Source organism: Streptomyces netropsis, assembly GCF_014203545.1.
GTDB classification, from domain to species: Bacteria; Actinomycetota; Actinomycetes; order Streptomycetales; family Streptomycetaceae; genus Streptomyces; species Streptomyces netropsis.
Genome location: NZ_JACHJG010000003.1, coordinates 701,631 through 723,751, shown reverse-complemented (window position 1 = coordinate 723,751; position 22,121 = coordinate 701,631). Strand labels below are relative to the sequence as shown.

Sequence of the window (22,121 nt, the reverse complement as noted above, 5' to 3'; positions counted from 1 at the left end):
ACTTACGCGGACACTTACGGTGATACGGACGTAATCAGGCTTCCCGTTTGGAGTGCTGGGGCAGCATCGCCAGAAAGGTGGATCCTTGCTGTGTATGACAGCTCAAGTACTTCCCTCCGGGAGCCGTAGCACTCGATCCACTGCAAGACCATGGGTGATGATTGCCTTCCAGTCCTGCTTTCATCGGCAAGGATGAACGGATCGCCAGGACGCGCCATGCCAGAAATGCAGCGCACGATGCACTCCGCTGATTCGGGGCCCGTGCTACGAACTTCTGCCACCTGGAGTACGGTCTCGTCAGCCATGTCGGTAAGCCTCCGCAACGAATCTGGATATTTGCTCGGGTGAAAGCTTGGGAAGTGCTTCCAGGACGCCGGTGAGGTCGCCTAGGCCGATCCTCCTCGGGACGTAAATGTCCATCCCTTTCAGGATATCCCTGGCAGTGTTGGCTGGTATTTGGAAAGCGGCTCTTTCCGCTAGGTCCGTGGCTTTCAAACCGACGGCGACCTCGGCCTCTGCTGCAATGTAACCGTCGAAGGTGGCCACACCTTCCAGGGAGCTGCGAGGTATTCCCATCACCACGCTGGGGGCAAAGTTCTCGGCCTGGGTGGCAAACGCAGTCGCCACCCCTGGGTCGGTTGATGTGGGTGTGATCTCGTGCCGTTGAGAGCCGGGGCTCCCCTGGTGCCCTGGGGTGGTACCCCGAAAAAGATGCTCTCCGCAATCCGGCGCCAGCCCCAGTGGATCCGCCCACGTATGCGGATTGTGGACGTACGTCGACGGGTTCGGTGACGGCGTCAGGCCCAGCGGGTCCGGGGACGTGTAGCGGGCCGTTTCCGGGTCGTAGTGGCGGTGGAAATTGTAGTGGAGGCCCGTTTCCGGGTCGAAGTATTGGCCCGGGAAACGCAGGGGCGTGTAGGCCGTGCTGTCCGCCGCCCATGTCGTCGTGCCCCAGAGTGTCGCGCGGGTTCGCCACGCGATCGTGCCGGATTCGTCGACGAGTTCGCTGGGCGTGCCGACCAAGTCGGTGACGATGGCGAAGAAGCGGCTGTCGATCTCCGTCTGGGACGCGTCCGAAGCCGTTATTCGTTCCGTCTGGGAGACCGGGCGCAGGCCGTCGTGATCCCACGTGAGCGTGACCGGGTGCGGCAGGCCGGCCGCCGTCGTGGTCTGTTCGACGAGCGTCGGGCCGTCCCAGGTGAAGTCCACCTGCTCGGCGACGTCCCCGGCGGCCGTCAGGCGCTGTTTGGCGATGCGGCGGCCCAGCGGGTCGTACAGGTAGTGCCAGCGTGTGCCGTCCGGGGTCAGGACGGAGGCGAGGCGGTCCTCCGCGTCCCACTCGTAGTGCCATGTGTCCGGCTTGCGGGAAAGGCGGGGCTTCTGGCGCAGGACGACACGGCCCAGGTCGTCGTGTTCGTAGCGGACGCGCCCCGCGTGGTTGATGCGGGTGCCGGTGTACGAACGGGAGCCGAGGGCCTCCGGGCCCGCGTGTTCGGCAGGCCAGGCGGCCTCGGTCTGGTTGCCCGCCTCGTCGTAGGCGTAGCGCTCGGACCAGCCGGGTGCCGATACGGCGGTGACGCGCCCGACCGCGTCCACGTCGAAGGTGTGGAGGCCGGAAAGGTGGTCGTCCACGGCCGTGAGGTTGCCGTCGCGGCGGTAGGTGTAGGCGCGGGACTGGACGGTTCCCGCCCCCTCGCCCGTCAGCGTCTGCGAGGTGAGGCGGCCCGTCGCGTCCCAGCCGTGCGACAGGGTGAGCGCCTCGCCGAAGTGGCGGGCGATCTCGCGGCCCGCCGCGTCGTGCTCCATGGTGAAGGCGTGGCCGGAAGCGGTGAGCGAGGTGCGGCGGCCCGCGGCGTCGTACGTCCAGGTACTGACGGCACCCATGGGGGTGACGCGGCGCGTGCGGCGGCCCAGTGCGTCGTGGGCGAAGACGGTCGTACGGCCGTTGGACGTCTCGGACTTGATCCGGCCCAGGCGGTCGCGGCTGTACAGCAGTGTCGCGTCCGGCCCCGATGCCTCCAGCAGCCTGCCCGCCGTGTCGTGGGCATACGTCGTGACCTTGCCGTCCGCGTCCTTCGCGACCACTCGCCCGAGCTCGTCGTGCTCGTACGCGATGGTCCGGCCCGACGCGTCGGTCCGGGCGGTGAGCTGACCCGCGTCGTCGTGCGTGTAGGTGAGCGTGCGTCCGTCGAAGTCGGTCTCGGCGGCGAGGCGGCCCGCCGGGTCGTACGTGTAACTCCAGTTCAGGCCCTGCGGGTTCGTGACGCCCACCAGTTGCAGCCGGGTGTCGTGGGTGAACTCGTGGCGTACCCCGTCGGGGCCCGTCCGGGCGCTGAGCAGGTCGAAGTGGGTGTACTCGGAACGGGTGACGCCGCCGAGGGCGTCGGTGTGCGTGGTGCAGTTGCCCTCGCCGTCGTACGTCCATGACTGCTCCGCCCCGTCGGGAGCGACGTGGCGGACCAGCTTGCCCTCCACCGACCACGACAGCCTCGTCGTCGCCCCGAGCGGATCGACGACCGTGGTGACACGGCCGAAGGCGTCACGGAGGTACGTGGTCACTCCGCCCAAGGGGTCGGTCGTCTCGACGGGGAGCCCCGCCCGGTCGCACCGCACGCGGGTGGTGTCGCCCAGGGCGTCCGTGACCGAGGCCGGATGGCCGAGCGCGTCGTAGGCGTAGTGGGTGGTGGCGCCCGAGGGGTCGGTCACCGAGGTCCGGCGGCCGGCGTCGTCGAAGGTCTGCCGCCAGGTCGTGCCGTCCGCGTGGGTCACCGTCTCCGGCCGGCTCAGCGCGTTGTACGCGGTCGTCGCCTCGCGCCCGTCGGGGCGGACCACCGCGATCAGCCGCCCGTCCTCGTCGTGGCGGAATCGCGTGGTGCGGCCGAGCGGGTCGGTGCGTGACAGGAGGCGGTCGTAGCGGTCCCACCGGTAGCGGGTGGTCGAACCGGTCGGGTCGGTCTCGGCGAGGAGCTGGTGGGCCGCGTTGAAGGTGAGACGGCTGGTGTGGCCCAGCGAGTTCGTCACCCTGGTGGTCCGGAGCCCGCTCACCGGGTCGCGTTGTCCGTACTCCACCGTGCTGCGCATGTGGCCCGCGACGCCGGACTGGTGGACGCACCGGTCCTCGTCGTCGTAGGCGTAGTCGTAGCGGCTGTCGTTGCGGTCGGTCCACGAGATGACCCGGCCGCGCTCGTCGTACGCGAACCGCAGTGGCAGGGCGGAGGAGTTGAACACCTCGGTCAGGTCGCCGTCGGTGTAGCCGTAGCGGACGATCTCCGTGTCGGTGCCGCCCGGCCCCGCGCCGACGAGGTGCAGGGCGGTGACGCGACCGGCGTCGGTGGAGAGGCGGACGCGGTACCCGCCGTCGTGGGCGAGGGCCGTGGGAGTGCCGTCGGGGTCGTACTCGAAGGTGATCCAGTGGCCGCCGCGGTCGGATATCTGGTCCAGAAGGGCCAGCTCGTCGCCGTGCGACGTGAAGTGCCAGGTGCGACCGCCGACCGGATCGGTGACGACGTACCCGCCGTCCGCCGCGTTCTCCAAGGGCCACCGCGGGCCCTCGACCGGCAGGGTCGGGACGCCGGGCGCCGGGTGCGGGTAGTCCAGCAGCAGGTCGTCCTCGTGGACGAAGACGACACCGGCCGCGTCGATCTCCAGCCGCTGGTCGGCCGTGCTGGACCAGGAGGGGCCGAACCATCGCCCCAGCCGGTACCCCGACTGGACCCGCCGACGGAACACCAGGGGCAGCGTGCCGGGCAGCGCGACGTCCGTCTGGGACAGGAACATCTTGCCGGTCGCCAGGTCCACCGGGTCGGTTTCGCAGGTGGACTTCGTGCCGTCCGTGCGCGCGGGTTCGCGGGTGTCCCGGCCGAGCTCCCTGCGGGCCAGGCTCTCCGCGCCCTCCTTGCCCGCCTCCCTGGCCCCGGCGGCGACGGCTCGCCGCCCCGCGGCGCCCGCAGCGCTCGTACCGCCGGTCGCGAGTGCCGAGCCCAGGTCGAAGCCGAGGCGTCCGCTCGCCTCCCTCGGGTCCTTGCCCCAGCCGTCGCCGAGCAGCACCTTCGGTGCCCGGTCCGGATGGTTCGCCAGTGAGGTCAGACCCGCCACGGATGTGTTGAGGTGGTCCAGATAGAGGGCGGGATGCGTCACGTTGTACGGGTCGAGGGGGAAGACGCTGCGGCCGAACTTCACCACGCCTGCGGCGCCCTTGGTCACACCTCCCAACACATGGAGGCCGGTGTCGGCGGACGCCGTGCGGAAGTCGGCGAAGTCGTCCGACACACGGTCGGTGAATTCCGGCTTCTCCGGGGCATGGGCCAGTGCGCCGCCGACCGTCGCCCGCGCCTTCTCGGCGGCGGAGTCGCGTTGCGAGCGGGCCCGGGCGAGGATCTCCCGCGCTTCCTTGATCTTGGCCGCGCCGGGGTCGCTGAACGCCCCGGGCGCGCCCGTCGGCTTGGCGCCGGGGTGTTTGCCCTCGCCCAGCCGGGCGTTGTAGGCGTCGACCGCGGCGTTGTAGGCGTGGACCTGCGCGTTGTGCGCGGCGACGGCCTTCTTGGTGGCCTCCTTGCCGGCCTTGTACGCGGCGATGGCTTCCTTCGCCTGGCCCTGGGCCCAGGTCACGGTCTCCGCGTAGGACTCCAGCGCCTTGTACGCCTCCTCGCACGCGTCGGCCGCCTTGAGCCACTGCTGGGGGTGCGTGGCGAACTTCTTGCGGAACGCCTCCGCCCCCTCCCCGCGCCAGTGGCCGGAGTCCAAGCCCTTCATCCCCTGACCGACGCGGTCGAACGCGGCGTGGAAATCCTTCAGGTGCAGTGCCGAGGCCCGGATCCTCCCCGGCGACCCGTGGACGAGCTCGTTGGCCTGCTCGGTCTGCCCGAGCTGCTGCTCGGCCACCTTGGCGCCCATCCGGGACGCGAGCAGGTCACCGGCGTCCTCGATCACGTCGGCCGCGTCGTGCAGGCCCATCCTGTCCAGGCCGGCGCCGAGCTGTTCGGTGCCCCAGTCGACGGCCTCGCCGGCCTTCTCCTTGCCCTTGTCGACCAGGTCGCCGGCCTTGTCGGCCGCCGCGTTGACGACGTCCTTGAACATGTCGTAGGTGCCCATCAGTGGTCACCCTGCCGCTGGTCGGCCGATCGCGGACCGTGCTGCCCGGCCTGCTCCAGCAACATCCGGAATCTTTCGTTCCGAGTGGCTTCCATGTCTTCGGCCACTCCGTCCCACGTCTCCTTGGCGTGGTCCCAGGACTTTTCGAACGACTTCCCGCTGTAGTCGACGTTCTCGAAGTTCCCGTTCGCCTTCACCTCGTCCCAGGACATGTTCTCGACCTGTTCGTCCGTGAGATTCGGGTTCGCGCCGAACGCGGCACCGGCCACCTTCATCGTTCCCTCGGCGTACTTGTCCTGCTCGTAGTACGTGCCGGCCGACAGCCCCACCCGCCGGGCGAACTCGTTCCCGTCGTGGACGAGGGTGCGCACTCCCCATTCCCACCGTGCGCAGAACTCCTTGAACTGCGCCGCGAGGCCCCCGTGTCCGAGCTCCAGGCCGGACAGGGCGATGTCCTCGAAGCCGCGGCCCGCGGCCGCCCCGCCCAAGGGGCTGAGTTCCCCCAGCTCGGAGAGCGCGTCGGTCAGACCCTTCGTGATCAGGGCCAGGTCGTGCGCGTGGGCCTTCAGATCCGGCTGGTCGCTCACTGCGCCCCCTCCTCGTACGCGTACAGGGCGCCGTCGACCGCGGCGGTGTCCGGCACGACCCCCATGAGCGGCGGGAACAGCATCGGGTGGACCCCTCCCGGGTCGAGGGCGACGCCCGCGGGTTCCCCCATGCCGGGAATCACGACGTCCAGCAGTCGCGCGCCGAGGACGGAGACGTAGTCCCACTGCCTCCCGGTGTGCCCGTCCCGCGTTCGGGCGAAGTCGGCCAGGGCGTCCTCGTCGGAGAAGGCGTGGATCCACCACACGCCCCCGTACGAGGTGGTCCACAGTCCGCCCCGGTCGTCGAGCGGGACCAGCACGGCGGAGCGGCGGAACCCGCCGAGCGCGGCCCCGAACGCGCGACGGGCTTCGCGGAACTCCGCCGCGTCCCCCTCGACGGCCCGCGTCCCCACCTGATCCCCCGTCATGGTCATGACCGCGATGCTCGCACGCGCCATTTCGCAGCCGCAACCGCGAAGATCACGTCACTGCTTCGGGCAGACCACGTCCCCCGCCGGGCGTCGGCCCGTGGTCAGGAAGTCGGTGACCGCGCGGTCGCCGCAGGCGTTGCCGTTTGCCAAGTAGGCGCCGTGGCCACCGGAGTCGACGGTGACGAGGCGGGCGCGGTCGCCGAGGGACCTGCGCATCTCGAGGGCGCCGCGGTGGGGGGTCGAGGGGTCGCGGAGGTTCTGGATCATGAGGATGTTCGAGGGGCCGCGCGGGGTGATGCGGACGGGTTTGTCGGTGGGGGCGGTCTTCCAGAAGGCGCAGGGCATGACGCCCACCGGCATGCCCGCCGTGAGGGGGTGGCGGGCGCGGTCGGCGGTGACGGCGCGGGCGTAGGAGCGGAGGTCGTGGGGCCAGCTCACGTCGTTGCAGAGGGTGCCGACGACGACCGCCGTCTCGCTCTGGCCCAGCGGGCCGCCGGGCAGGACGTCGCGGACCTTCAGGGGGCCGGTCGTGTCGCGGGCGGCCAGGATCAGTTCGGCGAGGGGCTCGAAGGAGTTCTTGGTGTACAGGCCCTGCTGAAGGGCCTGGCGCAGTCGGTTGCCGGTGAGGGGGAAGTGGGCCGGGTCGGCGAACTTCCTCGGCGCGGCGTCCAGTTTCGCCGCCAGTTCCAGGAACATCGGACGGACGTCCTCGGCGCGCTCGGCGAGGCGGTGCGCGCGGTCGCGGGAGGGGTCGGCCGCCCAGGCGGCGAAGTCGGGGAAGCTGTCGTCCGCGGCGGCGGACATGTTCGCCGACCAGCCGCGCTCGACCCGATTCGGGTCGGGGTCGCCGCTGCTGTCCAGCACCCAACGGTCCGTGCGGTGCGGGTACTTCTGCGCGTACACCGCCCCCACGTACGTGCCGTAGGAGACGCCCCACGCCGACAGCTTCTCCTCGCCGAGCGCCGTGCGGAGGCTCTCGATGTCGCGGACCTCGTTGGCGGTGGAGATGTTGCGCAGCATGGCACCGCCGTCGGTCTGGCAGGCGGTGGCGACGCGGCGGGCCCGGGCGATGTTGGCGGTGATGTCGCCGTCGGGGCCCGGCCAGGGGCGGAGGTGGGTGATCTCGCGGTCGTCGTCGGAGATGCCGCAGTCGGCTTGGGTGCTGCCGCCGACCCCGCGCGGGTCGAAGGCGACGATGTCGTACGCCCCGCCCGTCTGTTTCCGCAGCTCGGCGCCCTTGGTGGCCAGGCGGGCCACGCCCGAACCGCCGGGGCCGCCGGGGATGACGAGCAAGGTGCCGCGCTTGGCGGGGGAGTCGGCGCCGCGCAGCCGGGAGACGGCGAGATCGACCCGCTGACCGCGCGGGTCGCGGTAGTCCATCGGTACGGAAAGGGTCGCGCACTCGGTGGCGCCGGCCGCGCTCGCGCACGGCTTCCAGGTGAGGGCGGCGGGTGGGGCGGGAGACGCCTGCGCCGGGACGGTGAGCGTCGCGGCGACCGCCGTCGCGGAGAGGGTGAGCAGGAGGGCCTTGCGGTGCGCCCGGTTCGAAAGTGCCATGAGGGAAGGGTGGTTGATGGGCGTCGTCCTGCCCATCCGGCCAGCCGTTCCCCCGAGGGTGGGGGTAGCCCCCGGCGCCCTCCGGTGCCCGCCGTCATCCGGCACCTCCACCACCTCCAGACGGATGTGCGAGCAACTCGCGTTCCCCTACCGTGTATTCGGGCGACGGTAGGGGGATCGGGTGACCGGGTTCATGGCCGAAGGGCTGGCGGAGCAAGCCCGTGCGCTGGCCGACGGGGACGTGTCCTCGCGGATGCTCGTCGAGCGGGCGCTGGAGCGGATCGAGCGGACGCGGGCGACGCTGAACGCCTTCCGCAGGGTGCGGGCCGAGGCCGCGCGGGTGGAGGCCGACGCGGCCGACCGGCGGCTGGCGGCGGGGGAGCGGCTGCCGCTGCTGGGCGTGCCGGTGGCGGTCAAGGACGACATGGACGTGGCGGGCGAGCCGACGGCCTTCGGGTGCCCCGGGCGGTTTCCGCTGAAGCGCGCCGACAGCGAGGCGGTGCGGCGGCTGCGGGCCGCGGGCGCGGTGATCGTCGGCAAGACGAACACTCCCGAGCTGGGGCAATGGCCGGTCACCGAGGGGCCGGCCTTCGGGGTGACGCGCAACCCGTGGCACTTGGAGCACACCCCCGGAGGGTCGTCGGGCGGCTCCGCGGCGGCCGTCGCCGCCGGGCTCGTACCGGCCGCGCTGGGTTCGGACGGGGCGGGCTCGATCCGCATCCCCGCCGCCTGGACGCATCTGGTGGGCATCAAGCCGCAGCGGGGCCGGATCTCGACCTGGCCGGACGCGGAGGCGTTCCGGGGCATCACCTGTGACGGCCCGCTGGCCCGGACCGTCGCCGACGCCGCCCTCCTGCTGCACGCGGCGAGCGGTTCGCACGCCGGTGATCTGCACCGGCCACCGTCCGTGGACCTGCTCGCGGCGGTGGGCCGTGAGCCGCGGCGGCTGCGGATCGCGCTCTCGCTGCGGCCCGCCTTCGCGGCGGTCCGGCAGCGGCTCGACCCGGCCGTCCGGGCCGCGACCGTGGGGATCGCGGAGCGGCTGGCGGCGCTGGGGCACGAGGTCGTGGAGGAGGAGCCGCGGTACGGGCTGATCGGGCTGTCGTTCGTGCCGCGGTCGATGGCCGGCATCCGGGACTGGGTCGGGCGGGTGCCCGACCCCTCGCTGCTGGACGCCCGTACGCGGGTGAACGCGCGCGGCGGGCTGTTGCTCGGCGGCGGGGTGCTGCGCGCGGCGCGGGCGGCGGAGGGGCCGCTGCGGCGCCGGGCGGGGGAGCTCTTCGGCCGGTTCGACGTGGTCCTGACCCCCACCACGGCGGTGCCGCCGCCGCGGACCGGGGAGTTGGCGGAGCTGTCCAGCCACCGGACGGACGCGACGATGATCGCGGCCTGCCCGTACGCCTGGCCCTGGAACGTGCTCGGCTGGCCGGGGGTGAACGTGCCCGCCGGTTTCACCCCCGGCGGCCTGCCGATGGGGGCGCAGCTCCTCGGCCCGGCGAACAGCGAGCCGCTGCTGATCTCGCTGGCCGCGCAACTGGAGGCGGACCAGCGGTGGTACGAGCGCCGGCCCGGCGCGGCCGAGCGGAGCGGTCCGCTCAGCGCGGGATGCCGCTCGACAGGGCCCACAGCGTGAGGACGGCGACGATCGGGGTGATGACGACGAGAGCGAGGCCCCCGGGATTGCGGTGGTGGTAGACCCAGCGGTTTCCGTACCGCTGGCGGACCAGGAGCGGCTGCTCGTTGTCGTGATGGCGACTCATGGGACCAGCCTACGGACGCCTGTTCGACGGCGCGTCAGTTTTACGGCCGGGCGGGCAGCTTGTGGCAAGGCCGGTACGGACCGGGGACACCGCCATCATCGGCGGGCGGCCCGGGCGGGCCCGACTACGGCGCCAGGATGTCCAGTTCGGCCATCGCCCCGGCGGCGATCTCGCGGGTCAGGGCCTCGGCGCGGGCCGCGTCCCGTTCCCGTACGGCCTCGGCGACGCGGACGTGCAGGGTGACGGCGGCCGGGTCGGGGTCGGTGAACATCACCTGGTGGTGGGTGCGGCCGGTCAGGACCTCGGCGACGACGTCGCCGAGCCGGGCGAACATCTCGTTGCCGGAGGAGCGCAGGATGACGCGGTGGAAGGCGATGTCGTGGACCAGATAGGCGTCCAGCTGCTGGCCGCGCGAGGTGGCGACCATGCCCAGGGCGTGGTCCGTCAGCTCGGCGCACTGCTCGGGCGTCGCGAGGTGGGCGGCGAGACCCGCCGCGACGGGCTCCACGGCCGAGCGCAGCACGGTCAGTGAGCGCAGCTGGCGCGGGCGGTCGGCGCCCGCGAGGCGCCAGCGGATGACCTGCGGGTCGTAGACGTTCCACTCCTCGGTGGGGAGGACGGTCACCCCGACCCGGCGCCGGGAGGCGACCAGGCGCATGGACTCCAGTACGCGTATCGCCTCACGGATGACCGTGCGCGAGACGTCGAAGCGCTGCTCCAGCTCGTCGGTGCGCAGCACGCTGCCGGGTGGGTACTCGCCGGCCGTGATCGCGGGCCCGAGGGATTGCAGCACGCGCGCGTGCAGCCCCTGCCCCTGGTTCTCCATGGGCTCAGCCTACGGTTTCCGCCGGCGGCCCCCGGCCGACCGTGCCCGCCCGGGACGGCGATTAAGTATGACTTTTAAGTCACGGGGTCTTGAATACGTCGTACTTATGGGCTTGAGTGTCCGCATCGCCAATGGCGTCGAGGTCAACGAGGACAGCGAGGTAGCGATGCAGGCCCCCCATCCCCCGGTCGTGGCCGTCATGGGAGTGTCCGGCACGGGCAAGACCACGATCGGCCCGCTGGTGGCGGACGCGCTCGGCGTCCCCTACGCCGAGGGCGACGACTTCCACCCGCCCGCGAACATCGCCAAGATGAGCGCCGGCACCCCGCTGGACGACGCCGACCGCGCACCCTGGCTCGACGCCATCGGCGCCTGGGCGCACGGGCGCGCCGGGCGGGGCGGCGTGGTGAGCTGCTCGGCCCTCAAGCGCGCCTACCGCGACCGGCTGCGCGCCGCCGCCCCCGGCATCGTCTTCCTCCACCTCACCGGCGACCGCGCGCTGATCGCCGAGCGGATGGAGGCCCGCAAGGGGCACTTCATGACCAGCCGGCTGCTGGACTCGCAGTTCGCGACCCTGGAGCCGCTGGACGCGGACGAGACGGGCGTCGCGGTCGACGTCGCGCCCGGCCCGGACGCCGTCGCCCGCCGGGCGACCGCCGCACTGCGGCACCTCTGACACCTTCCGCCCCGTCTCTCTAGGAAGCCCCGTGAGCACTCTCAGCGTCGAGATGCTGGCCGCGGCCCCCGCCGGACCGATCACTTCGGCAGGTCACGCACAGCTGGGCATCGCCGTCCTCGTCGGCATCGCCGTCATCGTCCTCCTCATCACCCGCTTCAAGCTGCACGCCTTTCTGTCGCTGACCATCGGCTCGCTGGTGCTCGGCGCCGTCGCGGGCGCACCGCTCGACAAGGTCATCGCCAGCTTCACGGCCGGGCTCGGCGCCACGGTCGCGGGCGTCGGCGTGCTGATCGCGCTCGGCGCGATCCTGGGCAAGCTGCTCGCCGACTCCGGCGGCGCCGACCAGATCGTGGACACGATCCTGGCCAAGGCGGGTCCCCGCTCGATGCCGTGGGCGATGGTGCTGATCGCGTCCGTCATCGGGCTGCCGCTCTTCTTCGAGGTCGGGATCGTGCTGCTGATCCCGGTGGTGCTGCTGGTGGCCAAGCGCGGCAACTACTCGCTGATGCGCATCGGCATCCCCGCGCTGGCCGGGCTGTCCGTGATGCACGGCCTCGTGCCGCCGCACCCCGGCCCGCTGGTCGCCATCGACGCGATCGGGGCCAACCTCGGGGTGACGCTCGCGCTCGGCGTGCTCGTCGCCGTGCCGACCGCGGTCATCGCGGGCCCGCTGTTCTCCCGTGTCGCCGCCCGCTGGGTCGACATCGCCCCGCCCGAGAAGCTGATACCCCAGCGGCCCTCGGAGGACCTGGAACGCCGCCCGGGCTTCGCGGCCACCGTCGCGACCGTGCTGCTGCCGGTGGTGCTGATGCTGGCCAAGGCGCTCGTCGACATCGTCGTCGACGACCCGAAGGACCACGTCCAGCGGGTCACCGACGTCATCGGCTCACCGCTGATCGCGCTGCTCGCCGCCGTCCTCGTCGGCATGTTCACCCTCGGCCGGGCCGCGGGCTTCGGCCGTGACCGGCTGGCCGGGACCGTCGAGAAGTCCCTGGTGCCCATCGCCGGCATCCTGCTGATCGTCGGCGCGGGCGGCGGCTTCAAGCAGACCCTGATCGACGTGGGCGTCGGGCAGATGATCCTGGACTTCTCCGAGGACTGGTCCGTCTCCGCGCTGCTGCTGGCCTGGCTGATCGCGGTCGGCATCCGGCTGGCGACCGGCTCGGCCACCGTGGCCACGATCTCCGCCGCGGGACTGGTCGCCCCGCTCGCCGCCGACATGAGCACGACCCACTCCGCCCTGCTCGTCCTGGCCGTCGGCGCGGGCTCGCTGTTCTTCAGCCACGTCAACGACGCCGGATTCTGGCTGGTGAAGGAGTACTTCGGCATGGACGTCGGCCAGACGATCAAGACGTGGTCGGTGATGGAGACGATCATCTCGGTCGTCGGGATCGGCTTCGTGATGCTGCTGTCGCTGGTGCTCTAGCGATACGGCCCGTCCGGCGCTCGAGTCCCGGGCCCAGGGCGTGTCCTGTGGCCCTAGCCCGCCACCCGCGCCAGATACGCCGCGACGTCCGCCGGGTCGTCCGTCGCCAGGCCCACGTAGCCGTCCGGGCGGATCAGGAACAGCCCGGAGCCGTAGGCCGCCTTGGCGTGCCCCTCCGTGTCGAGCAGGTCTGCCGGGCCGCCGCCCACGCGGTACGTGCGCACCCACGCGGCATCCGGCGCCGTGCACTCGGTGTCGCCCACCGCCAGCAGCGTGAAGTGCGGGCCGCGGAAGGCGTCGAAGAGACGGACGGCCGTGCCCGAGGCGTCCACGCAGGGCGCGTCGGGTGCGCGGTCGCCGGCCCGCAGCGCTCCCTCGGGCAGGTCCCGGCGCATCTCCCGGGTCAGGGGGCTCTCGCGGTAGTTGAGGGTCAGCTGGTGGGTCTCGCGGCCGCGGAGGCTCGGGCCGTTGCCGGCCGCCCGGTCCGCCTGGTGGACGCTGGTGGACAGGCGGAGAACGTCGGCGGCGACCCGCGTCCGCTCGGTGTCGTAGGTGTCGAGCAGTGCGTCGGGCGCGCCGAGCCGCAGCACCGCGCCCAGCTTCCAGCCGAGGTTGTACGCGTCCTGGAGGCTGGTGTTCAGCCCCTGGCCGCCCGCCGGGGAGTGGACGTGCGCGGCGTCCCCGGCCAGCAGGACCCGGCCGGTGCGGAACCGCTCGGCCATCGCGGCCCGTGCCCGGTAGACGGAGGCCCACCGCACCTCGCCGGTGCGTACCCCCGGGTGCCCGCTGCGCTCGGAGATGAGGCGGGCCAGGGCCTCGGGGGTGGCGTCGCGGGCCGGGTCGGGCTCGTAGGAGGTGTCGGCGAAACTGGCCATGACCTGGTAGGTCTCCACGTTCTCCAGCGGCCGCAGGGCGAGGATGCCGCCCTTCGCCCGGGGCCACATGTGCCAGTGGTCGCGGTCCAGCAGCTCCCCTTCCACGATCACGTCGGCGATCAGCACCGGGCGCGGATCGACCTGTTCGCCGGTGAAGGCGACGCCGAGCGCCTTGCGGACGGTGCTGCGCCCGCCGTCGGCCGCGACCAGATACTCCGCCCGTACGGTCTGCTCGGCGCCCCCGGCGTCCCGCAGGGTGGCCGTGACGCCGTCCGCGTCGTGGTCGAAGCCGGTCAGCTCGGTGCCGAACTCCACCCGGCCGCCCAGCTCTTCGAGCCGCGCGGTGAGGATCTCCACCGTGCGCCACTGCGGGATCATCAGGACCTCGTCGTAGGGCACGCCGGGCGACGGCTCGGCCGGCGCGACGATCCGCTGCTCGCCGACGCGGGTGGTGCCCTCCCAGATCTGGACGAGCGGGCACGGGCCGCCGGCGGCCCACAGCGCGTCGATCGCGCCCAGGTCGTCCAGCACCTCCTGGCTGCGCGGCTGGATCCCGGTGCCGCGCGAACCGGGGAAGCCGCGCTCGGAGCGGTCGACTATGCGGTGGCGGACGCCGCGCCGCGCCAGGTCGATGGCGAGGACGAGACCGGTCGGTCCGGCACCGGCGATCAGGACCTCGGTGGCGGAGGTGTTCGAGGGCAGGCTCACGAGAAGCTCCTTAACGTTGTTAAATTCGCTGCGCCCAGCCTGAACTGAACAGCGTTAAGCTGTCAAGGTGGCAACTCGAATCGACCGCGCCCTCGTGGCGGACACCGCTCTGCGCCTGCTGAACGAAGTGGGCCTCGACGGGCTCACGCTGCGCAGGATCGCCAAGGAGCTGAACGTCCAGGCTCCCGCCCTGTACTGGCACTTCAAGAGCAAGCAGGAGCTGCTGGACGAGATGGCGACGGAGATGTTCCGTCGCATGGTCCCGATGCTGGCCCTGCCCGAAGGGGCGACCTGGCAGGAGGTCATGGCGCACGCCGCCCACGTGGTGCGCCGCGACCTGCTCGGCTACCGGGACGGCGCGAAGGTCTTCGGCGGTACGCGCTTCACGGACGACTTCTACGCCGGCACCTTGGAGTCGTTCCTCCAGGTCTGCCTCGACGCGGGCTTCACGACGCGCGGCGCGGCCCGCGCCTGGTTCACGCTGAACACCTACACGATGGGCTACGTCATCGAGGAGCAGTCCGTGTACCCCGTGCCGGGGGAGCGCGACCCCGCCTACGACCCTGAGGTGCGGGCGCGGCGCCTCGGTGACGCCCCACTGGCGATCGAGGCGGGGCGCGAGTTCTTCGAGGACCTCGAGGCGGGGTTCGACGACGGGCTGCGGGCCGTCATCGCCGGCATCGGGGTGACGCTGCTACCGGCCCCGGCCCGGTGCGAGTGACGTGCGCAGCACGGGCGTGAGCCGTTGTTCCACACAGCGGTGCAGCAGCCACGCCAGCAGCAGCATCAACGCGATCGTCAGCGGGAACGCCGCGTACGACGGGATCCGCAGACCCCGGTGGAGGCCGCCGATCACCACCCACCCCAGGTGCTCGTGCACCAGGTAGAAGGGGTAGGTCAGGGCGCCCGCGACGGTCAGCCAGCGCCAGTTCGCCCAGTGGAGCCTGCCCACGGCGACGGCGGCGACGGCCGCGTAGCCGACGGCGACGACGGCGATGATGACGTACGGGGAGCGGTAGGAGAAATACTGCGGGCCCGGCGGGTGCCACAGGCCGGCGACCGCGTAGTGCTGGCCGATCAGGAAGCTGACCGCCACGATGCCCCAGGCCAGGGCGTCGTGACCGAACCGGTGGATCAGATACAGGCCGATGCCGCCGATGAAGAACGACGAGTGCTCGGGCATGACGACGACCCGCAGCAGCTCCACGTGCGAGGCGGTCGTGACGACCGTCGCCAGCGTCCACACCGCGCAGAAGAGCACCACCCGGCGGCGGGTCGCGCCCGGCAGCACCACGAAGAGCGCGAAGAGCGCGTAGAAGCGCAGCTCCGCCCAGAGCGTCCAGCACACCCCGAGCACCCGCTGCGCCCCGACCGGCTGTTGCAGCATGGTCAGGTTCACCAGGAGGTCGCTCGGGGAGACCGTCCGGTACGCCACCCACGGCAGCGCGAAGGCCAGCGTGACGAGCGCGATCGCCGCCCAGTACGCGGGGTAGAGCCGCGAGACGCGTGAGGCGAAGAAGGAACGCAGCGGGCGCCCCCAGCCGCTCATGCAGATCACGAAGCCGCTGATGACGAAGAAGATCTGCACCCCGAGGCAGCCGTACGCGAAGACGCCCGACAGGGTCGGGAACTCCCGGCGCGGTGACGCCCCCCACGCCTGCTGTACCTCCCCGCCCCGGCCGCCGTAGTGGTACAGCGCCACCATCAGCGCGGCGAGCAGCCGCAGACCGTCCAGGGCCCGGAGGCGGCCGCCCTTCCCGTGCGCGGGTGAGGAGGCTGTCGCCGGTCGGGCCGGGCGGCCCGTCCGGGCGCCCGGCGGCGCGGCGGGCAGCACCGCTTCGGACGTCACCGCGCGTTTCCGTTCCGGGCCCGGACCGCCCCCGAAGCCCGCTGGCCGGGCAGCCGCCGCGCGAGGCGCCGCTGCACGGACCGCGCCCGGCGGGCCACCTTCCGCACGGTCGGATTGCGCGGCAGGAAGCCCAGTTGGGAGGGGACGGCGCCCGGAAGGGCGAGGGCGGTCAGCCGGCGGCGCTTGAAGTAGCGCCGGGTGTCCGCGTCGAGGTGGGCCGCGAGATAGCGCTCGGCGGCCGGGCGCAGCTCCGGGTAGATCTGCGGCTGCATCGCGAAGCCCACGGCGGCCAGCAGCCCCGACAGCCCCTCGCCCGGCAGTTTCCCGGGGCTCCATCCCGGCACCGTCTCCGGCCGGTCGAGGTCGGGGAGCAGTGCGTCGACGAGCGTGACCGGCACGCGGTTGCTGTTCTGGTACGGGCTGAGCCGCTCCAGCAGCAGATCCGTGCCGACCCGCGCCACGGGCAGCCCGAAGAAGGTGCTCGCGGTGAGCAGCGCGGTCGAGAAGCAGCCGACGACGAGCGCGGGGCGCGCCCGGCGGAAGACCACCTCGGCCAGGACGGGGGCGTCCAGGACCGTCAGTGCGACACCGAGCTGTGCCGCCTCCGCCTCCAGCATCCGCGACCAGCGGGCCGGGGCGCTCGGGTGCGGTTTGAACACCAGCTCGCGGTGGCCGAGGGCGGCCGCGCCGCGCAGCATCCGCACGTGCAGCCGCTCCTCCTCCTCGGGGGTGAGGATGCCGAGCGCCGACAGGTACTGGCCGAGCAGCAGCGCGGCCCCCTCGGGGGCCTCGACCAGGTCGGTCGCGTCACAGAGCTCGGCCAGCACCTTGGTGAAGACCTCGGTCGGCACGATCTCCGCGGGGACGCCGAACTCCGAGAGCAGCAGCGGCCGCAGCCCCGGCACCAGATCGAGGTGGAGCAGCCGCCGCACGCGCCCGCCCACGAGCGGGTCGAGCTTGTTGCGGGTGGGGCCGTAGCTCATCAGGCCGTCGGCGTAGACCTCGAGCGGCGCGTCGGGGAAGAGCTGGGCGATCGCGAGGGCCGGGTTGACCTGGAGGGACTCGACGACGAGTTCGACGTCGTCGGTGCCGAGCCCCCACAGCAGCCGCAGGTGCCGCTCCCACAGCGGGACGTCGTCCGGCCGGGGCGACCAGCCGCCGGGGTGGAAGGGGCTGATCGTCTCGTTCCAGGACAGCACCCCGTCGAAGCGGGCGCGCAGCCGCTCGAAGCCGGGCGCCCGGTCGATGGCGGGCGTGGTCTCCGGCGTCGCCGCGTTGTTGGCCACGAGCAGCAGCCGGCGGTCGGCGCGGGGGAAGCGCTCGGCGTCCAGGGCCGCGGCGAGCGTCGCCGCCCCGTACAGCGACGAGGCGAGGAAGATCTGGGTGAGCCGGCGCTCGGCCATCAGCCCGCCACCTCCGCGGGTGCGGGGCGGCGGCGGAGCCTGCGCAGCCGGGCCGCGCGATCGTCGTCCATGGAATTCACGGCGTCCTTGAGGAGATCCTGGGGCATCCGCCGCAGGGCGGCCGCGCTCTTCGAACGCAATGTTCGGGCCACGGCCGGTTCGAATCGTTCGATGGAACCGAGATGGTGGGAAATAATCGCGCAATAGGTGCGCACGGCTTTCGGGAGCAGCATCTCCGCGTCCGCGTCACGCGAGGTTTCATCGATTACCTGATCGAATGCGCGAATGAAATCGAGTTGCCGGACATCACCGATCTGGGTCAGCGAGGACGCGACCCCGCGCCGGTAGAAGACGCCGAGCAGCCCGGCGACCGCGAAAGTGCGTGCCTCGCGGTGCAGCCGCCAGATCCAGGGCCGGTCCTCGGCGGTCCGCAGCCCGTGCGGGAAATGCAACAGCCCCTCGTCCAGCAGCCGCCGGTGGTAGATCCCGGCCCAGGCGTAGGCGTAGTCCACGGACGTGGAGCGGTCGGCGGGCAGTATCGCGTCGCGCGGGCTGAGCACCACGCCGCGCCGGCCGTGCGGCACGCGGTGGACCGTCCGGGCGCGGCCCGTGCACTGGACGTGGTCCGTGCGGACGAATTCCACCCCCAACTCCTCGATCACCCCGAGCAGTTGCTCGTAGTAGCCCGGCGCGAGCCAGTCGTCGCCGTCGAGGAAGGTGAGGTATTCGCCGCGCGCACGTTCCAGCCCGGTGTTGCGGGCGGTGGCGAGACCGCCGTTCTTCTCGTGCCGTACCAGCACGGCCCCGGGCAGCTCGCGCTCGGCGCGCCGGAGGATGTCCGGGGTCTCGTCGGTCGAACAGTCGTCGACGAGAATGAATTCGAAGTCCGCGCGGGCGTTCGCACGCAGACTTCTCAGTGTGTCGGGCGCGTAGGTCTGCACGTTGAAGAACGGCACGATGACGGAGAGCTTAACCACACGGGTGACGTTAGGTGGCCCCCCGGCATTCGTCTTGACCTATGGCGTACGCGGAGGTGAACGAAGAACGGCGGAATGATGAACCCGCCACGGACGCCAGTCGATTCGCCGTCCGGCGGTGTGCTGTTTACCGGTTGTTGAACTCGCGTTGGGCAACGAAACGGAATGGATTCCTATCGTCGGCCACGTGCCACAACGAACCGAATCCCCGCCGCGCGTCGCCGTGCTCGCCGATTCCGACACCCGGTGGAAATGGGGTGCCCTCACCGCGCACCGCCTCGCCCCGGACGCCGCCCGGCTCGACGGCTATCTGCTGCGCGGCCGCGCCACGCCGACCGTCCGGCAGCTCGCCGAGGTCGGCGTGCGGGCGGACGCCCTGCGCGAGGTCACGGGGACCGAGTTCGTCAAGACGATCGACCGCGCGCGGTACGACGTCACCGTACTGGCCTGCGTCGGCGGCGCCGTCCAGGCCATGCTGCACGGGCTGGCCCGGGCCTGGGACGGCGCCCCGACGCGGCCGGTCGTCACCACCGGGTACGTGGGCGTCGTCTACGAGAAGCTCGCCGACGGGCTGCTGCTGCGGCACGGCGCGGACGTGGTGCTCGCCAACTCCCGCCACGACGCGGACCGGTTCCGCGAGGTGTACGCGGGCGTCGGCGCCTCGGGGGAGAGCGTCACGGAGTGCGCGCTGCCGTTCCTCGGCGGCGAGCGGTATGTGCCCACGTCGGAGGGGCCTCAAGGCACAGGCCGCCGCTACACCGTGGTGTTCGCCGCCCAGCCCTCCGTCCCCGACAACCGGGCCGACCGCACCTATCTGCTGCGCCGCGCCGCCCGGCACGCCCGGCGGCACCCCGACCGGGAGGTGATCATCAAGCTGCGCAGCAAGCCCGGTGAGCACACCACGCACATCGAGGAACTCCCGTACCAGAAGCTCGCGGCCAAGCTGCCGGGCGGACTTCCGCCCAACTGCCGTCTCGTCTACGGACACATGGGCGAGGTCCTGGACCGCACCGACCTGCTCGTGACCGTCAGTTCCACGGCCGCCCTGGAGTCCCTCCACCGGGGCATCCCGACCGCCGTCCTCACCGACCTCGGCATCCGTGAACCGCTCGGCAACCACCACTTCCTCGGCTCCGGCTGCCTCGCCTCCTGGGACCAACTCGACGCCGGACACCTGCCGGTGGCCGATCCGGCGTGGACGGCCCGCCAGGGCGTCGCCGCGGACGGCTCCTACGACACCGCCTTCGACGCGGCGCGGCGGCGGGTCACGGACCTGGTCGCGGCGGACACGCTGCCGCCGCTCGCCCCGTACTACACGACCGAGACCGCCCCCCACTACCTCCCCGCCATCCTCGCCCGTCACGGCCTCGACCCGCAGGGACGGCCGCTGCCCGGCGCCGCCCGGGAGCCCGGCGAGCCGAGCGCCGTGCGGCGCGCGGTGCGCGAGGCGGCGCGCGGCGCGTACCGCCACGGCGTCCAGCGCGTCGCCCCCGCCATCCGCCGGCTGGGGGAGCTGTGAGGGCCGGAACACCCCGCAACCGCAAGGAGACCGCCATGTCCGCCGACCCGTCCGGCCCCGCCGTGCTGGCCGTCATCCCCGCCCGCGGGGGGTCCAAGGGCGTGCCCGCCAAGAACCTCGCTGCCGTCGGCGGGGTACCGCTCGTCGCCCGCGCCGTACGGGCCTGCCGGGCCGCCCGCCTGGTCACCGACGTCGTGGTGTCCACCGACGACCCCGCCATCGCGGCCACCGCGCGCGGCGCCGGAGCGGTCGTCGTCCAGCGCCCCGGCACGATCGCGGGCGACACCGCGACCAGCGAGGCGGCGGTGCTGCACGCGATGGACGCGTACGAGGCCATGCACGGCACCGAGGTCGGCACCGTCCTGCTGGTCCAGTGCACCAGCCCCTTCCTCACCGGCGAGGACATCGACGGCGTGGCCGCCGCGGTGATCGAACAGGGCGCCGACAGCGCGCTGACGGTGGCCCCTTTCCACGGCTTCGTCTGGCGGGAGGGGGACGACTTCGGACCCGGCGAGAACGGCGCGGGGGCCGCCGCCGTGGTCCCGGGCCCGGCCCGGGGCGATCGGTACGTCGTGCCCGGGGTGGTGGAAGCGCCGGTCAGCGCAATGCCTCCGGCTGCGGTCGAGTCCGTCGCGGTCCCGGGCCCGGCCCGGCCCGCGACCCACGCCCCCGCCGCCGGAGGCCACGGCGTCAACCACGACAAGTCCCACCGCCCGCGCCGCCAGGACCGTCCCCAGGACCTGCTGGAGACCGGTGCCGCGTACGCCATGCGCGCGGACGGGTTCCGCAGTGCCGGGCACCGGTTCTTCGGCCGGACCGAGCTCGTGCGGACCGACACCGCCCGCGTGCTGGAGATCGACGACCCGCACGACCTCGCGCGGGCCCGCGCGCTCGCCCCGTTGTTCGACGTCCCCGGGCCCGGCGCGCTGCCCACCCGCGACGACGTCGACGCGGTCGTCCTCGACTTCGACGGCACCCAGACCGACGACCGGGTGCTGATCGACTCCGACGGGCGCGAACTCGTCGCCGTGCACCGCGGCGACGGACTCGGCGTCGCCGCCCTGCGGAGGGCGGGGCTGGCCCTGCTCATCCTCTCCACCGAGGTGAACCCGGTCGTCGCCGCGCGGGGCCGCAAGCTGCGGGTGCCCGTGCTGCACGGCATCGACCGCAAGGACCTCGCGCTCAAGCAGTGGTGCGAGGAGCACGCCGTCGCGCCCGAACGCGTGCTCTACGTCGGCAACGACGTCAACGACCTCCCCTGCTTCGACCTCGTCGGCTGGCCCGTCGCGGTCGCCGACGCGCACGCCGTCGTACGCGGCGCGGCCCGCGCGGTCACCTCCGCACCCGGCGGCAGCGGCGCCGTCCGCGAGATCGCCTCCTGGCTCCTCGGCCCGTCCCTCTGACCGTTTCACCCATCCCACAGCACTCACCCGAAACCGAAGGAAAACGGCCTCCATGAGCCCCACGCTTTCCCCCAGCCCCATCCGGAACACCCGCATCCTCGGCGACAAGGCGGTCGGCCCCGGCCACCCCGTCTACATCACCGGTGAGATCGGCATCAACCACAACGGCGACCTGGAGAAGGCCTTCGCCCTCATCGACGCCGCCGCCGACGCCGGCTGCGACGCCGTCAAGTTCCAGAAGCGCACCCCCGACATCTGCACCCCGCGCGACCAGTGGGACATCGAGCGCGACACCCCGTGGGGGCGCATGACCTACATCGACTACCGCCACCGCGTCGAGTTCGGCGAGGACGAGTACCGCAAGATCTCCGAGCACTGCGCGCGCCGCGGCATCGCCTGGTTCGCCTCGCCGTGGGACACCGAGGCCGTGGCCTTCCTGGAGAAGTTCGACGTCCCGGCCCACAAGGTCGCCTCCGCGTCGCTCACCGACGACGAGCTGCTGCGCACCCTGCGCGCCACCGGCCGGACCGTGATCCTGTCCACCGGGATGTCCACCCCGCAGCAGATCCGGCACGCCGTCGAGGTCCTCGGCAGCGAGAACATCGTGCTCTGCCACGCCACCTCCACCTACCCGGCCAAGGCCGAGGAGCTCAACCTCCGGGTGATCAACACCCTCCAGGCGGAGTACCCCAACGTGCCGATCGGCTACTCCGGCCACGAGACGGGCCTGCAGACCACCCTGGCCGCCGTCGCCCTCGGCGCCGGCTTCGTCGAGCGCCACATCACCCTCGACCGGGCCATGTGGGGCTCCGACCAGGCCGCGTCCGTCGAGCCCGGCGGGCTCCAGCGGCTCGTGCGCGACATCCGGGTGGTCGAGGAATCGCTGGGCGACGGGGTCAAGAAGGTGTACGAGAGCGAGCTCGGGCCGATGAAGAAGCTGCGCCGGGTCGCGGGCGTCGTCGCCGAGGCCACCGGGTCCGATGACCGCAAGCCCGTAGCGGTCTGACGGCCACCACGGTGACCTCTCCCG

At 72.3% G+C, this 22,121-nt stretch carries 17 protein-coding genes; 7 read left to right on the top strand and 10 right to left on the bottom strand.

Features of this window, described 5'->3' with window-relative positions:
* Nucleotides 1-297 precede the first annotated feature (297 nt).
* Genes FHS38_RS11090 through FHS38_RS11075 form a run of 4 tightly spaced genes read right to left on the bottom strand, consistent with a single transcriptional unit; the run spans nt 298 to nt 7,666 of the window.
* On the bottom strand, nt 298-5,091 hold the full coding sequence (locus tag FHS38_RS11090) for a putative T7SS-secreted protein (protein WP_184733288.1): 4,794 nt from the start codon (nt 5,089-5,091) through the stop codon (nt 298-300).
* A complete protein-coding gene (locus tag FHS38_RS11085; protein WP_184733287.1) occupies nt 5,091-5,678 on the bottom strand; it encodes a hypothetical protein in 588 nt (195 codons plus the stop codon). The genes FHS38_RS11090 and FHS38_RS11085 overlap by 1 nt, the downstream gene beginning before the upstream one ends.
* On the bottom strand, nt 5,675-6,112 hold the full coding sequence (locus FHS38_RS11080; RefSeq protein WP_229822228.1) for an SseB family protein: 438 nt from the start codon (nt 6,110-6,112) through the stop codon (nt 5,675-5,677). The genes FHS38_RS11085 and FHS38_RS11080 overlap by 4 nt, the downstream gene beginning before the upstream one ends.
* Before the next feature lie 51 nt (nt 6,113-6,163).
* Nucleotides 6,164-7,666 carry an alpha/beta hydrolase gene (locus tag FHS38_RS11075; protein WP_229822231.1) on the bottom strand — a complete coding sequence of 501 codons (1,503 nt, stop codon included), beginning with the start codon at nt 7,664-7,666 and terminating at the stop codon, nt 6,164-6,166.
* Between the two features lie 193 nt (nt 7,667-7,859).
* On the opposite strand from FHS38_RS11075, the gene FHS38_RS11070 reads away from it, so the two are divergent.
* Nucleotides 7,860-9,299 (top strand): amidase, encoded by a 1,440-nt coding sequence (locus FHS38_RS11070; protein ID WP_184733422.1) that lies wholly within the window; start codon nt 7,860-7,862, stop codon nt 9,297-9,299.
* Here the strand turns inward: FHS38_RS11070 and FHS38_RS11065 are convergent.
* Nucleotides 9,262-9,426, bottom strand: coding sequence for a hypothetical protein (locus tag FHS38_RS11065; RefSeq protein WP_184733285.1), 165 nt, complete (start codon nt 9,424-9,426; stop codon nt 9,262-9,264). The genes FHS38_RS11070 and FHS38_RS11065 overlap by 38 nt on opposite strands.
* A gap of 124 nt (nt 9,427-9,550) precedes the next feature.
* Nucleotides 9,551-10,252 (bottom strand): FadR/GntR family transcriptional regulator, encoded by a 702-nt coding sequence (locus tag FHS38_RS11060; protein ID WP_184733283.1) that lies wholly within the window; start codon nt 10,250-10,252, stop codon nt 9,551-9,553.
* A 166-nt stretch (nt 10,253-10,418) separates the two neighbouring features.
* Between FHS38_RS11060 and FHS38_RS11055 the strand changes: the two genes are divergently transcribed.
* A complete protein-coding gene (locus tag FHS38_RS11055; RefSeq protein WP_184733421.1) occupies nt 10,419-10,928 on the top strand; it encodes a gluconokinase in 510 nt (169 codons plus the stop codon).
* Nucleotides 10,929-10,959: 31 nt separating this feature from the next.
* Nucleotides 10,960-12,357: a GntT/GntP/DsdX family permease gene (locus FHS38_RS11050; RefSeq protein WP_184733282.1), complete on the top strand. Its 1,398-nt coding sequence runs from the start codon at nt 10,960-10,962 to the stop codon at nt 12,355-12,357.
* Between the two features lie 53 nt (nt 12,358-12,410).
* On the opposite strand, the gene FHS38_RS11045 is transcribed toward FHS38_RS11050, so the two are convergent.
* Complete coding sequence (locus FHS38_RS11045; RefSeq protein WP_229822241.1) at nt 12,411-13,940, bottom strand: FAD-dependent monooxygenase; 1,530 nt, start codon at nt 13,938-13,940, stop codon at nt 12,411-12,413.
* A gap of 67 nt (nt 13,941-14,007) precedes the next feature.
* On the opposite strand from FHS38_RS11045, the gene FHS38_RS11040 reads away from it, so the two are divergent.
* Nucleotides 14,008-14,661 carry a TetR/AcrR family transcriptional regulator C-terminal domain-containing protein gene (locus tag FHS38_RS11040; protein ID WP_184733280.1) on the top strand — a complete coding sequence of 218 codons (654 nt, stop codon included), beginning with the start codon at nt 14,008-14,010 and terminating at the stop codon, nt 14,659-14,661.
* Here FHS38_RS11040 and FHS38_RS11035 read toward each other — a convergent pair.
* Genes FHS38_RS11035 through FHS38_RS11025 form a run of 3 tightly spaced genes read right to left on the bottom strand, consistent with a single transcriptional unit; the run spans nt 14,635 to nt 18,169 of the window.
* Nucleotides 14,635-15,789, bottom strand: coding sequence for an acyltransferase family protein (locus FHS38_RS11035; protein ID WP_184733279.1), 1,155 nt, complete (start codon nt 15,787-15,789; stop codon nt 14,635-14,637). The genes FHS38_RS11040 and FHS38_RS11035 overlap by 27 nt on opposite strands.
* Nucleotides 15,786-17,192: a polysialyltransferase family glycosyltransferase gene (locus tag FHS38_RS11030; RefSeq protein WP_184733278.1), complete on the bottom strand. Its 1,407-nt coding sequence runs from the start codon at nt 17,190-17,192 to the stop codon at nt 15,786-15,788. The genes FHS38_RS11035 and FHS38_RS11030 overlap by 4 nt, the downstream gene beginning before the upstream one ends.
* Entirely contained in the window at nt 17,192-18,169 is a 978-nt protein-coding gene (locus FHS38_RS11025; protein WP_184733277.1) for a glycosyltransferase family 2 protein, read from the bottom strand. Before FHS38_RS11025 ends, FHS38_RS11030 begins: the two co-directional genes overlap by 1 nt.
* A gap of 223 nt (nt 18,170-18,392) precedes the next feature.
* On the opposite strand from FHS38_RS11025, the gene FHS38_RS11020 reads away from it, so the two are divergent.
* Genes FHS38_RS11020 through FHS38_RS11010 form a run of 3 tightly spaced genes read left to right on the top strand, consistent with a single transcriptional unit; the run spans nt 18,393 to nt 22,097 of the window.
* On the top strand, nt 18,393-19,688 hold the full coding sequence (locus tag FHS38_RS11020; protein WP_184733419.1) for a DUF6716 putative glycosyltransferase: 1,296 nt from the start codon (nt 18,393-18,395) through the stop codon (nt 19,686-19,688).
* 35 nt (nt 19,689-19,723) lie between these two features.
* On the top strand, nt 19,724-21,091 hold the full coding sequence (locus FHS38_RS11015) for an acylneuraminate cytidylyltransferase (protein WP_184733276.1): 1,368 nt from the start codon (nt 19,724-19,726) through the stop codon (nt 21,089-21,091).
* 52 nt (nt 21,092-21,143) lie between these two features.
* On the top strand, nt 21,144-22,097 hold the full coding sequence (locus FHS38_RS11010) for an N-acetylneuraminate synthase family protein (protein WP_221494769.1): 954 nt from the start codon (nt 21,144-21,146) through the stop codon (nt 22,095-22,097).
* Nucleotides 22,098-22,121: the final 24 nt, after the last annotated feature.